The organism is Spirosoma fluminis, assembly GCF_054778895.1.
The window spans coordinates 47102-58817 of the sequence record NZ_BAAGZD010000014.1 but is presented as its reverse complement, the minus strand read 5'-3'; the positions used below and the strand labels follow the sequence as shown (position 1 = coordinate 58817).

The following is an 11716-nucleotide window of genomic DNA, read 5'->3' as shown; positions in this document are numbered from 1 at the left end:
GTTGTTTTTCAAGTAGTTGCAGGTAGGGTAAATCTTGGGTGATTTCGTCAGCGTAGTTCAGTAGGCTAAAGTACGACAATCATATTCTTAATTAGTATTATAAGTTATATTCCACGTAACTGCTTACAGGGTGTAGTTACTACTGCAAATGTGAATGGTATGGTCCTTCCGTAGCTCATCAAGCTGGAAATACGGAACGCCCATTTTGATACCCAGCGCTTTGGCTTCGTTCGAACGGGCGATCACGCATCCATCATTATTTGAAAGCACGACAACCGGCTGATTATCAATCGCCTGATTAAAACTACGTTCGCAGGAAACGTACATATTGTTGACATCGAGCAGGGCCAGCATAGGCTATCGGGATTTCTGAATGACCCAGGTGACGACACCGAATACCCGAAATTTTTCTCCTGCCTGTACCTGAATCGGCGGATAGTTAGGATTTGATGACAGCAGCAACAGCACCTCTCCCGCTCGTTGAATACGTTTTACCAGATTTTCCCCGTTTAGACTGACGATGGCAATGCGCCCATCCGCCTGATCGTACGAACTGTCGACAATGAGAATATCCCCCGCTTCGATGCGGTCGCCAGTCATCGAGTCGCCAGCCGCCCGGACGAAGTAGGTAGCCTCGGGATTATTGATACAGAGATCGTTGAGATCGCACACCCGCTCGATGTAGTCAGTTGCCGGGGAGGGAAATCCGGCCTGTACCCACGAGCCGTAAAACGGAAGTGCGTGACGTGTCAGCGTCCGTAGCCTTATTGGTACCGGCGGGAAATGGTGTTCAGCGCATTCATCCATAGCCATTATCGTATATGTAAAATATACATTAAGCGGCTATAATATAACTTTGTTATGGTTTACGCAAATTTTGGCAACGATGGCTATCCCAATGGATGCAGCAACCGATTCATAGCCTGCTCTTTTTCAGACTCGCCCAAGCCATAAAAATGCACTGTGTTGTCAACAAGGCGGATGCCATCCCATCTTCCCATACTGTCCCGGTAGATGATCTGGTAACCAGCGAGTGTGCCCAGCTTCGCCTGTATATCGGCAAGAACAAACTCTATATCGTTTGTCACGCTGCGATTACCCAAATCCAGGTCCTCAATAGCGATGATATTGCCCTCAACTGTGTACGTATAATCGGCGGAAAATGGACGGTTTCTGGAAGTAGACTTCATGCTTTATCTACAGTTTATTCGAATGTTAAAGTAGCGTAGCTGATCGCCGAAGCGCTCGCAGTTGACTTTACGTTGCCGTAGCACGGCCTGCCGCAGTTCCTGCTGCGTGTACTTCCCACCAACAGTTAATTGATTCGTCTGACAAAAATCGTTCAGTTGCTGCTGATCAAACCGACTGCCGGGACCGAGTTTTAAGTTGATAGTTGCCTGCTCCTGACTGGCTCGTGCGCTCAATTTGGTACGCAGTTCACTGACGGCCTCACCCACGATTGTTCCGAAACTGGTTTCGCCCCGAAAGCTGACAGCATAATCCCAGTGGCTATTGGCCAGCAATCGTTCGTATAGCCGTGCGTTTCCAATAGTATGAATAATTCGCACGGTCAGATACCCGTTGCGTTGAATCGACGATAGTGTTTTATCGTCGTTCAACTGGTAATCGAGCTGGAAAAATCGACCGACCGAGCGAATCAACCAGTCCCCCGTCCATTTTTCAACCGGTACACTACCTGCCAGCTGCCCCCAATCCTGCTCACTTCGGTAGAAATGTACGCTCGACTGCGCGATGTCTATACTGATTCGATGGCCGTTGACGATGGCGAAGTCGTTGGCCGAACGACTGGTTTGAAGGGCGTAAAGTGAAACGTGTTGCTGCATGAGATGGCACTTGTTTCCTGTCGGAAAAAGGTCAATCATGCATTCACCGGATTTAGCTACGTCATGACTGACCCAGCCAAAGATACTTCTTTCGCGACTAGAAGCAGCCCGAGTGCGCAGAGGCCCACGACCAAGATTCTGAACTTGCCATTTACGTTGTGTTCCGTTGCGGTGCAACAACGTTCTTGAAGCAGCCCCGTTTCCATGCGGCCTTAAAGCAACCAGCGAAGCTAGCGGTGCTACATTTCGTATGACGGTGGTCATAAGTATACTAACAAGTGCTAGAGGATTGTCTATCGGCCAGGCGGAGCATTGATAGCATTACAATACAAAAACCGATCAGGAGCAGCATAAGACGATCTATTGTCAACCCTAACTCATCATAAAGCCAGTCCTGCATAAATGCGCGGTTCTGATCAATCAGAGAATAAGGGTAATGCAATAACCGGGCATTAAATACAGTCATTGCAGGATCAATCGTTTACCGACTCGACGGCCGCTGCTTCCTTCTGTTCGCTAAGTAGCTGAGCTTCTTCGAGCGCCCAACGGAAATAGCCACGCCGGTAATCAGCCATCAACTGACTAGGGTTGCTGTAGCTGTAATCCAGTTCGACCCGACCCAGCCGCATCAGACTTTCGGTCTGCTCGTCACCCGTAAAGCAGCCAATGTCGTGCCCGTTGACCAGTATCACGCTTATGATCGGCAAATCCTGCCCGTTTGCAGCTGAGTTAATCTCGTAGACTATGCCGATACTACCGGCCGCATTCGGCCCGAACGGTTCCAGCGTTTGAACAACGTCACCAATCTGGTACTCATTATGGGTTAATTTCTGTTCATTCATTGTCTTATTTTACATTTGTTCATCATGGCTTTCACATTATCAAAGATATACATTTCATTTATTTTCAATGATCATTTTAAATGTATTTCATTTAAAATGATCATTGAAAAACGTCATAAATCATCTAGTGGGATACTCTCGTCGTCGGTCGTTGGCAAACCGGCTTGGGGAGGAAGTGGTGGACGAAAACCCAGAAATTCAACCTGATGGGTCAGCTCAGTAAGCGACCAAGCCGGCGGACACAGTCGTCCGGTTTCGGTGGTTCGGTGCCATAGGGCACAGCCATAAATAACGTGACCAGAATTCCGCAGCCGGAAGGCGGGCGGTATGTAAACCGTACGGAGCGCTTCTTCGTCGCAGTAGGCCGCGTCAGGGCATTGTTCAGATCCAGGAATCAGGGATTGCTGCCCGGCAATTGTCAATCGGCGCGCGCCTAGTTGCTGACAGATTTCGGTCAACGTTTCTCCAACGGTCACCAGGTAAACGGCTTCGATATATGGGTCTATTTTCAGGAGTTCGATCATAATATCGCACAATTAGAGGTTACAAAAGGGGGCACCCGACCGGGTGCCCCACGACTTACCAGGCGATAATTCTGATTGGCGTTGGCCGGTAGGGTATCAGCTCAAGAAACTCGATCTCACGCTGAACTTGCTCCAACGGCGTAGCAGGCGATACCGTATTGCCTTCTCTGTCGCAGCCAGCCCAGACGCCGTTCCGATACAGAATCTGCCCGGTTGATCGAAGGCGAAAGGCAGGGAGTTCTGGCTCGTCGGGAAGCATATCCGTACAGAAGATACCATCCCGGTTCGGTTGCCGGGCCGTCGAATCGATCAGGTCGCAGTCGATTAACTCATACAGTCGTTTCAATGAGCCGTCGTAAGGAACCACTGAGACGCACTGGCTGATTACGTCGATCAGGTACACCTGAAGGGGCTGGCGGACAGGAGACTTGGAAATTGTGTTCATGAATGAAAAGACAACAGACGATTAGCCGGCTAGTGAGCCGATATGATAAGAAATGAAGATGAGTAATAGAGCCGGACGAATCGCCCGGCTCTGGACCAGCTAGTCGGCGACAGTTTCCGCGTCGGCGTCGATGTCGTAAACAGCCTGCTCGGGGTTCGATAGACTGTCGACAAACAGGTTGAACACATGCCGGGCTACCTGCGTCTGTGCTTTGTCGGTCTGCGTATCGCGCCGGTAGAGGTTGACCGTCTTCACATACTCGGTCATTTCCTGCGTCCGATCCTTGTCGGCCAGTTGATAGGTGAACGAAGCGATGTAGTAGGTTCCTTTCGGCTGCACTTTGGTATTCTCCTTCTTGTCGGCATTCACCGTCAGTATCACCTCGTTCAGTTTGATGCGGTTGTACACGAGGGGCGTAATCAGTTGTTCGAGGTTGGCCACGCTGAAGTTATGAAACAGAACGCACGACACGCAGTCGAAGTCGTCGATAAAAAACAGCTCAGCCCATTTTTTCAACCCCTGCCCCAGGATATCGTCGGTGAAGATTCGCCAGGCAATCGGCTGAAACGACAGCGACGTACCCACCTTCTCAACGTTGTTCTCATCGTAATGAACGGAGAATTTACCTTCCTTGGCATCGAACCGGTACTGCTTGGGATTGCCGTCGATGTACAGGTATTTATCCTGAATTTCACCCGATTCGGTATCGAGCGTTTGAAATGGACCAACCAGCGATCCAGCCACTGAAGAAACAAATGACGTAGTCATTGCATCGCCCGAAGTAACACGTCGGTGCCGCGCTTGGTGTACATTACAAAGATACGAACCTGCCGTTCGCAATCAAACACAAATTACTGATTTACAACTATTTATACACACCTTCACTCCCTTTCGTCTATTGATTACGGAGTCACTTTGTTCGGTACGGTGTCTGTATGCTGAGTGATTTCCAGTCGTAACAAACGCAGGCCATAGGTGATTCTGAGTTTGTCAGAACCTGACAGGTGCATACTATCGCTGGCCTTACCGATGCGCCTGATCAGTTCCGTCAGCGCCCCTAGTTCGCCAGCGTCGACTGGCAGCGTAGATGTATCCATCGAATGAGTGGCCATACCTGTCTGAGTGTTAGTAGTTTCGTTGGGTGCATAAAGGGTAATGCAATCAGCCAATTCGCAGTGAAGCGGTTTTTGTAGATTTTGCTGTCTGAGTGGGTGTTTTGGCGGGTTTATTGAGTTGAACTTGCAGTTCCTCGTTCCAGTCTTTGGCCAGCGGGCGTTTGATAATCAGTTTGTCGGTGAGCCCCCGACTCTCGATAGTCAGCCGCTCGATCCGCGTAAGCATTGGTCGGTGGTTAGGCAGATGAATCGTCAGTAGGCTTCTGGTCCCCTGCTGAACGGCAGTATCGGCCGTTGCCTGATTCATGTCGGGTGTGTAGCCCCGGTTCAGGGTAGTCAGTATCTGCTGCTGCACGGCGTCTATGTGAGCTTTGCGCTGCAGTTCGTCAAGCTGCGAGAGATTCAGGTCGACAGACAGTGTATTGCTGTTCTTCTGGTTGCTGACACTAAATCGCTGATCGGTCTGCTCCGTGGTTTGGCCCGGCAACTGAAGGCGCCCGGCCCAGCTTATATTAAACCGGATGCCACTATTGTCGTTGTCGTGCGCCAGAATGATCTGTTCTGGTTTAACACGATCAATCAGCCGTTGTACGGTCAGAGGTTGCAGCGAGGACGGTTGGCCGCCCGTGGCCACGTAAAGCCGGTCGTACGGTTCTTTCGGCGGGTGCAACTGGTGATAGGAAAGCGCGTCGATTGGACTTTCACAGATCAACAACTCCTTTGGCTGATGGTCCTTGGGCAGGTTCGACACCCAGACACTTTCCAGCCGCTCACCCCAGGTATGCCCATTGACCAGCCCCGTCGGGCTATCATTCTTCAGCAAAATAGCCGTCGTTCCCTGTTCGTTTTCCATCGGAAATACCGTATTGATAACCAGTTCGCCCGTTTTCCGGCTGGTGAATGCCTTGTTGAAAATTTTGCCGAGGAACGCCCGGTGGCCAATAGTGTCGACGGTCAGACCGCGTTTGTTCATCAGGTAGTCCGTATTGATCAGCGGGTCGAGCCGGAAATAGTGAGACATGGCGTTACGCCGGGTTACCTCGTTGGCGGGTTGACTGTCGGGTGAAGCTGACGACTTGTTGTTAAGCATGTGCGACAGATCGCCCCGGTACTGCCCCAAGTATTCGTGCAGTTGCTGCCAGCCTTCCTTTGCTGACGTATCAATATTGAGCTTGCCGATTACGTAATCGACGATAGTCCCTTTATCGCGGCTGTCGTCGGGGTTGTAATAGAAGTATTCGCTGGTTTTCTGGTTGTGTCCGATAATCAGCTTGCGGCCTTCGGCATTCTCAAGCACCGGCCACCGCCGAGTCGATTTGCGCCGATCTTTGGTGAAGCCCTCTGTTTCCAAAAACTGAACCAGATCAATCTGTTGCTTATAGTCGGACAATTGCGGCCGTGTGGTCGTCATGGGGGTTAGGAAGAGAAACGTTGAGTTAATTCGGTCGGTGGATGGTGCCGGTTATCTAGTTTGCCCGTTTGGTTGCGGCCGCACGGCGTGTTTAACCGTTGGGGTCTGCTGCCGTGAATCGGCTTGGCCCGCCGACGCCTTTCGACGGGATTGAACGCCGGGTATGGGGTCGAAGCGCAGGCCCCGGCTGGCGGCAGACACGCGCACAAGGGCGGAGAAGGTAGCGCCGGCCTTGCTGGTCATATTATCCAACCGAACGGCGTTCCCGGCGATCAATCGCTGCTTCTGCTGCTCGTTGAGCGGCACTCCCTTGAGGTGTGCCATCCGTTCGATTTTAGGTCGAATCTGATCGACCCGTAACACCGTCAGCGTGCGCGTCTCCTTATCCACACCAATGTAGGCCGCAAACTTTTGATGGGTTTGTCGGTCAGTCAGCTCGACCGCACGGCCCATGTCGCCATACTTTTGCAGATTCTGCCTGTCCCGCTCGGTGAACACGTGCCCCAGGTAACTTTCCTGCATGCGCAGTTCCGGCTGAACATTCTGCAGAATCAACTGTGGACCATTGTCAGGGGTGTTGAGTACGTACAACTTTCCGCTGGCACCCTCGCTGGTTGCGACGACGGTAGTTTTCTGACCATTCAAGAGCCGTCGAGCGTTGGTATCGGTCAGCGCAATGCCAAACTGACTCGTGGCCTGCTCAAGAAGCGTGGCCGGATAGCGGGTGTCCCTGCTCCGCTGGTACACTACACTAGGTTCCTGCGCGACCGACTGATACTGCATCGTTCTTGCCTGCCGCAGGTCCACCAGTTGTTCTGGTTCAAGTAGCGTCAGCACCGTGGGTATCTTACCCGTGTTGAAAATGCTGACATGGTAAAGGCCATCGGCATAACCGTACCCCACTAGTGGCATAGCCGGATCGTAGTGTCGGTAAAACGTAGTGTCGCTTGTGAGCGTCGTTTCCTGATAGCCGAGCCGGTACAGGTTTATTTCTGTTGGCCGACACGAATCGCCAACTAGTAACTCCGCCTGCTGCCAGTTTATAGCCCGGGCCGTGGGCAGAAAAAAGAAATCACCGCGTCGGTAATTGGCTACACCGACTTCAACGGCGGTCTGATCGGCGAACACGTAGGCGTCGACGTCACGCTCAGCCAGTTTATTGCATGGCTCTGCCCGAAGTAATATTGCCCGTACCGATGACTGAAGCCCTGAAAACAGATCGGCCTGCTGTTCGGACGGTAACTTGCCGTACGCGTCGTTGACAGCAGCGGTGTTTTTGAATTCCAATATGGTCGAAGTCGGGTGACTGGACGTATCGGTTTCGATGATAAAGCCCAGCGGCTCCTCGCCCGTCTCATAGCCGGGTAAATCCAGCCGAAGACGCTGTAAGATGGCCTCCCCTACCCGCTCCAACATGTATTCAGCCTGCCTGCTAACCTGGGGTGTTGGTTTCTGTGCGATCATATAACTACTTAATTAGTTCAGGCTACGCGTGGGCCTTTTTGTTTCTTGCTCTTCGCCGGTTTAGTTTCGTCTGCCGGCTTGGGGGCTGCTGACTTTTGCTGCTTGGGGGGGGTCGGTGCATCGACACGCTGAGCCGCAGCCTGTCTGGTTTCGTCTTTTGGCTGAATCGTTTTCTTACCGCCGTCGCCATCGCCTTTGAGTTGCTGAACCGGCCGGTTCAGGTCCTGCGCCGTCTTCTGATCGACGGTCTGTTTGATCGCGTTATCCGGGATTTTGGCAAACGTCAGCGACCGTTTTGCGGCCGATACCTGCACGTAGGCGTTGAAGGTTTGCCCATTATTACCAGTCATGCCGTCGAGTTTTACGGCACGGCCCTGTTCCAGACTTTTCTGCTGCTGTTTGGTCAGCGTGACACCTTTGACAGTTTGCGGAATGTGCAGCCGCTCGGCCCGCAGCACGGTCAGGCTTTTCGTTTCCTTATCGACGCCGATGTAACTCGCGAATGACTTTCCGGTCATCTTGTCGGTCAGTTCCACCCGCTTACCCATCTCGCCATTTTTCTCCAGATTCTGCTTGTCGCGATTGGTCAGGGTGTAGCCCAGAAATTCATTGGGAACCAGTAGTTGCTTCCGCTCCGGCTGAATACCGATTATCGGGCCTTTGTCGGGTGTGTTGACGATGTAGAGTTTGCCGGAAATCTGAAATGGCCGTCCTTCATCGCCTTGTTGAGTCAGTTTCATTAACCCAGTCTTGCGGCCATTGAGCAGATCGTCCAGATGCCCCGCTTTCTCCAGGTCCTGCCGGCTGATGCCGACTTTATCAAACTGAGCCGCTACCTCCGCCCACTGATAGCGCGTGGCCCGGCCCGAAGCCGTTGCTTCAGCGTTATCTATATTTGTTTCACTCATAGTTATTGGTTGCGTATGGTTTTCGGGTTGATGAGGAGTCAACTGCGGTGGAGCATCTCTTTTAGGCTGTATTTCGGTGGTAGTCACCGACGATGAATCCGGTCGCGACAAGTCTGGCAGTACAGACTCCGGCTTGTAGCTTACGTGAGTACCGGGAGTCGGTGGCTCAGAGAGGACAGGATTTAAATCAACTGTGCTGAGATGCGCTTTCAACTCACGGTGCTGCCGTTCCAGATCCGTGATGAATCGATTCATCTGCTCATGATTGAGCTGCGCGTTGTGCAGGAAATTGGCTAGAAAGCCCCCGTTGATATCCAGATGCAGCGTCACCGAACTGACCTGACTCCCGGATAGACCCATATCGGTTCGTGGATTTTCACCAGCCATGACACCCGGAGTTACTAGACTCACGGGTGTGTCGATCACGTCGACGCGGTACGTTTGCGTCGGATTAACGAACGTCAGCGGCAAGCCTTTTACGCTCTGGTGAACCTCCCATAAATAATCGGTCAGCTGTTGCCGATCGGCATCTGTAGCTGTCGGAGTGCGTTCTTTGATGCTTTTAGCCAAATCCGTCTTTCGTAGCGTCTCATCATACAGGCATCGGGTAATCTCCTCATCAGACAATAGTCCGTCATTTTCCAAGTACCCACGAAGCTGTTCCCGTTCGGTGGGCAACACTATCTGATACTGCTGTGTTTCAGCACGTTCGAACGCTGATATGCGGTTATTTTCAGGGTTTATCTGGCTAGGCTGATCGGGTTTTACAACTTCAATTTCCTCCATGATCTGCTCGCTTATTGGAAAGCAAAGTAAATCAACTAAAATATATAATATTTATTTTTGTATTAATTTTAAATATATTTTATTTAATACATAATGCACTGTTTGCTTTCTTCAATGCTGATATGGATACTGATCATAAATCAGTCAGTGATAGCCAAGGTACTATATACTCAGCCTAAACCACTAACGGACAGCCTGATAAAGAAACCTATTCGTGAGAAAGCAGTCACCATTACTTATTTCGCTGCTTATATACGGCAGGAACAGACGGGGGTGGTTATATCTGCTAAAAGCAAGAAAGAAGTAGGTTTATTACAGGACGATACTTCACGGCTGGGCATTGACGCCAGCCACTCCAGCGACTGGCTGAGATCTATACCCTCGATACCGCCGGTGCGTCTGTCGTCGTACACGCAGTACCGAATAAGCAGTCATTTCGGATGGCGGGTGCATCCGATCGATGGCAAGAGGCACCGGCATACGGGCATCGACTTACCCTACCCTGCCGGCACTCCCGTCTACGCTACAGCCGACGGTGTGGTTGACCAGCTGGTATCAGATCAGACAGGGTTAGGATTGGCCGTTACCATAAAGCACCCGTCAGGCTATGAATCTGTCTACGGCCACCTTTCGGCCTCTACAGTTCGTGTGGGGGACACCGTATTACGTGGGGCAATGATTGGTCGCGTCGGGTCCACCGGCCGTTCAACCGGGCCACACCTCCACTATGCTATTCTATATCTGGGCAAACCCGTGAACCCGGAGGACTATTGCTTACTCTGGTTGACTGTAACAAAAGTCAAACCGATCAGAACGATAAACGGTCTACCAAAAAACGGGTTGATGGACACTAACAAACAGGAATAATTTCCCCATAAGACCTACTGATAAATATGTCAACAGCCCAAAAGTGATTTTCTGATCTCATGTGTTCTTCTGGGTTCGTTTGCCCGCAAATACGGTGGCGGTTGGGCTGCCACCTTCACGACGGGACGTGCTGCCTGCCGCCGAACAAGCCGCCAATGAAACAGAAAATTAAAGTCCTATCCATTTCTTATCCCATTTTCCATAGCCATTTATATCCAGTTTTTCGACTACCTCTTTGGGCAGAAAAACATTCTGATCGGCATTGGACATAGTATCTAACCCTTCGGGACACACTTCCCTAAATCTATTCTCACTTAGATTCAGTGTTTCTATGATCTCATTCAGCTTGTCAACGAATCGAAAATCAATAAAGCCGATTTGCTTCTTAAGCTCAATATCCCAAACCGTATTTCTGATTGTAAGGCGCATTTTGATTGGATCGCCATATTCCTCAACCGTTTCATCTGTCCAAGTATTAAAATCAAAAGACCCGTCTGTTAATAGTTTTAACTCCTTCCAAAGGTCCTTATAATCGTCTGTACAAAAGAATTCTTCTTCACTAAAAGGCACCATTCTTATATCTGCGCCTACTATTTGTTCAAATGTGAATTCTCTGTCTTCCATTATGTTTTAACACTTCTCGTTATTAATCTGCCGGACCGGGGCGTTTCCTTTGTCGCACGCCAGCCCAACATGAGTGCCCCCAAAGCTGCCTTACTCAAGCGTTTAGCTTGTCCCAAACCGGCCCGACATGGAAGCTCAGAAACTCTACTCATGCTGGGCAGTTTATCGCCGAGACGTTGGCTTTCACTCTTTACTGCTTGGGGAACACCCAACAACCCAGGGGGTTGATGGATGGGAGACAACGTGCCTGAACTAACGTAGCTGCGGCCTTTACATCCCCTGCCTGTTGGGCTACCCGGCTTGCCGGCGGGACGTGCCCCCTGTCACCTGCAAGCGAATCCAGGCGGAGCGATGACAACGCAATAAATCCGTTTTCGCTAATAAATTAATCGCACGTTCAATTAATATTACGGTCATCATCAAAATACGAATCACCCCTATGTCTGCCCATAAAACCGTCTGCTTTCTAACACTACTACTTTCTGCTCCCTTTCTAGCTTTGGGGCAAAAAGTAATTGATTCGAAATTGGCAACCAAAGTAGTCGACCTCTCCAATAAGATATTCCTTATCGGGACGGAAGGAGATACTAGTAAGGCCGGAAATGATTTACATCTTTTATTTCTTTTTTACAAAGATGGTAACGCTACGTTCCGCACCAAGAGAGGGAGTACAATTATCAAAGACAGTCCGATTAGTTGGCGATTTACAGGAGACTCACTTTATCTGCAACCTGGCTCAATATCACTGCAAGCAGAAGGAAAGACACAAATAATTGACCGTGAGCCGATGAAGTATTTTATTGTAAAAGCACCAAGTGGTTACCTACTGAAAGGCAAAGACGATCAAATGCTTTTGATAGAACAGAAATGAAGTTACCTGGCTGGC

15 protein-coding genes are annotated in these 11716 nt (G+C 50.5%); 2 read left to right on the top strand and 13 right to left on the bottom strand.

All coding sequences use genetic code 11. The annotated features are described in order from the left end of the window. Positions 1-123: 123 nt before the first annotated feature. The 12 genes from ACYVBJ_RS17485 to ACYVBJ_RS17430 all read right to left on the bottom strand — a co-directional run bounded on the left by ACYVBJ_RS17485 (position 124) and on the right by ACYVBJ_RS17430 (position 9339). The gene (locus ACYVBJ_RS17485; RefSeq protein WP_460983599.1) at positions 124-354 is read right to left on the bottom strand and encodes a Y-family DNA polymerase; all 231 of its coding nucleotides are present in this window, start codon (positions 352-354) and stop codon (positions 124-126) included. Positions 355-357: 3 nt separating this feature from the next. After that, positions 358-807 (bottom strand): translesion error-prone DNA polymerase V autoproteolytic subunit, encoded by a 450-nt coding sequence (gene umuD, locus ACYVBJ_RS17480; RefSeq protein ID WP_460983598.1) that lies wholly within the window; start codon positions 805-807, stop codon positions 358-360. Positions 808-890: 83 nt separating this feature from the next. Beyond that, the gene (locus tag ACYVBJ_RS17475) at positions 891-1190 is read right to left on the bottom strand and encodes a hypothetical protein (RefSeq protein WP_460983597.1); all 300 of its coding nucleotides are present in this window, start codon (positions 1188-1190) and stop codon (positions 891-893) included. A 3-nt stretch (positions 1191-1193) separates the two neighbouring features. Continuing rightward, positions 1194-1844: a hypothetical protein gene (locus ACYVBJ_RS17470; protein WP_460983596.1), complete on the bottom strand. Its 651-nt coding sequence runs from the start codon at positions 1842-1844 to the stop codon at positions 1194-1196. Positions 1845-2317: 473 nt separating this feature from the next. Further along, positions 2318-2686 (bottom strand): hypothetical protein, encoded by a 369-nt coding sequence (locus ACYVBJ_RS17465; RefSeq protein WP_460983595.1) that lies wholly within the window; start codon positions 2684-2686, stop codon positions 2318-2320. Positions 2687-2799: 113 nt separating this feature from the next. After that, on the bottom strand, positions 2800-3210 hold the full coding sequence (locus ACYVBJ_RS17460; protein WP_460983594.1) for a hypothetical protein: 411 nt from the start codon (positions 3208-3210) through the stop codon (positions 2800-2802). Between the two features lie 55 nt (positions 3211-3265). Continuing rightward, a complete protein-coding gene (locus ACYVBJ_RS17455) occupies positions 3266-3655 on the bottom strand; it encodes a hypothetical protein (RefSeq protein WP_460983593.1) in 390 nt (129 codons plus the stop codon). 99 nt (positions 3656-3754) lie between these two features. Further along, entirely contained in the window at positions 3755-4423 is a 669-nt protein-coding gene (locus ACYVBJ_RS17450) for a hypothetical protein (protein WP_460983592.1), read from the bottom strand. Positions 4424-4557: 134 nt separating this feature from the next. Next, positions 4558-4767 carry a hypothetical protein gene (locus ACYVBJ_RS17445; protein ID WP_460983591.1) on the bottom strand — a complete coding sequence of 70 codons (210 nt, stop codon included), beginning with the start codon at positions 4765-4767 and terminating at the stop codon, positions 4558-4560. Between the two features lie 49 nt (positions 4768-4816). Then, positions 4817-6181 carry a toprim domain-containing protein gene (locus tag ACYVBJ_RS17440; RefSeq protein ID WP_460983590.1) on the bottom strand — a complete coding sequence of 455 codons (1365 nt, stop codon included), beginning with the start codon at positions 6179-6181 and terminating at the stop codon, positions 4817-4819. Positions 6182-6232: 51 nt separating this feature from the next. Then, positions 6233-7645 (bottom strand): DUF3945 domain-containing protein, encoded by a 1413-nt coding sequence (locus ACYVBJ_RS17435; protein ID WP_460983589.1) that lies wholly within the window; start codon positions 7643-7645, stop codon positions 6233-6235. 17 nt (positions 7646-7662) lie between these two features. Continuing rightward, positions 7663-9339, bottom strand: a complete 1677-nt coding sequence (locus ACYVBJ_RS17430; protein WP_460983588.1) for a DUF3945 domain-containing protein — start codon at positions 9337-9339, stop codon at positions 7663-7665. 147 nt (positions 9340-9486) lie between these two features. Here ACYVBJ_RS17430 and ACYVBJ_RS17425 point away from each other — a divergent pair, with 147 nt between their 5' ends. Continuing rightward, positions 9487-10206 carry a M23 family metallopeptidase gene (locus ACYVBJ_RS17425; protein ID WP_460983587.1) on the top strand — a complete coding sequence of 240 codons (720 nt, stop codon included), beginning with the start codon at positions 9487-9489 and terminating at the stop codon, positions 10204-10206. A 168-nt stretch (positions 10207-10374) separates the two neighbouring features. Here ACYVBJ_RS17425 and ACYVBJ_RS17420 read toward each other — a convergent pair whose 3' ends face one another. Then, the gene (locus tag ACYVBJ_RS17420) at positions 10375-10830 is read right to left on the bottom strand and encodes a hypothetical protein (RefSeq protein WP_460983586.1); all 456 of its coding nucleotides are present in this window, start codon (positions 10828-10830) and stop codon (positions 10375-10377) included. Between the two features lie 439 nt (positions 10831-11269). Here ACYVBJ_RS17420 and ACYVBJ_RS17415 point away from each other — a divergent pair, with 439 nt between their 5' ends. Beyond that, the gene (locus ACYVBJ_RS17415) at positions 11270-11701 is read left to right on the top strand and encodes a hypothetical protein (protein WP_460983585.1); all 432 of its coding nucleotides are present in this window, start codon (positions 11270-11272) and stop codon (positions 11699-11701) included. The last annotated feature ends 15 nt before the right edge of the window (positions 11702-11716 follow it).

Bases quoted from the DNA above. Each gene is read 5' to 3' on its own strand.
- ACYVBJ_RS17485 (WP_460983599.1), bottom strand. From the start codon at position 354: ATGCTGGCCCTGCTCGATGTCAACAATATGTACGTTTCCTGCGAACGT.
- umuD (WP_460983598.1), bottom strand. From the start codon at position 807: ATGGATGAATGCGCTGAACACCATTTCCCGCCGGTACCAATAAGGCTA.
- ACYVBJ_RS17475 (WP_460983597.1), bottom strand. From the start codon at position 1,190: ATGAAGTCTACTTCCAGAAACCGTCCATTTTCCGCCGATTATACGTAC.
- ACYVBJ_RS17470 (WP_460983596.1), bottom strand. From the start codon at position 1,844: ATGCAGCAACACGTTTCACTTTACGCCCTTCAAACCAGTCGTTCGGCC.
- ACYVBJ_RS17465 (WP_460983595.1), bottom strand. From the start codon at position 2,686: ATGAATGAACAGAAATTAACCCATAATGAGTACCAGATTGGTGACGTT.
- ACYVBJ_RS17460 (WP_460983594.1), bottom strand. From the start codon at position 3,210: ATGATCGAACTCCTGAAAATAGACCCATATATCGAAGCCGTTTACCTG.
- ACYVBJ_RS17455 (WP_460983593.1), bottom strand. From the start codon at position 3,655: ATGAACACAATTTCCAAGTCTCCTGTCCGCCAGCCCCTTCAGGTGTAC.
- ACYVBJ_RS17450 (WP_460983592.1), bottom strand. From the start codon at position 4,423: ATGACTACGTCATTTGTTTCTTCAGTGGCTGGATCGCTGGTTGGTCCA.
- ACYVBJ_RS17445 (WP_460983591.1), bottom strand. From the start codon at position 4,767: ATGGCCACTCATTCGATGGATACATCTACGCTGCCAGTCGACGCTGGC.
- ACYVBJ_RS17440 (WP_460983590.1), bottom strand. From the start codon at position 6,181: ATGACGACCACACGGCCGCAATTGTCCGACTATAAGCAACAGATTGAT.
- ACYVBJ_RS17435 (WP_460983589.1), bottom strand. From the start codon at position 7,645: ATGATCGCACAGAAACCAACACCCCAGGTTAGCAGGCAGGCTGAATAC.
- ACYVBJ_RS17430 (WP_460983588.1), bottom strand. From the start codon at position 9,339: ATGGAGGAAATTGAAGTTGTAAAACCCGATCAGCCTAGCCAGATAAAC.
- ACYVBJ_RS17420 (WP_460983586.1), bottom strand. From the start codon at position 10,830: ATGGAAGACAGAGAATTCACATTTGAACAAATAGTAGGCGCAGATATA.
- ACYVBJ_RS17415 (WP_460983585.1), top strand. From the start codon at position 11,270: ATGTCTGCCCATAAAACCGTCTGCTTTCTAACACTACTACTTTCTGCT.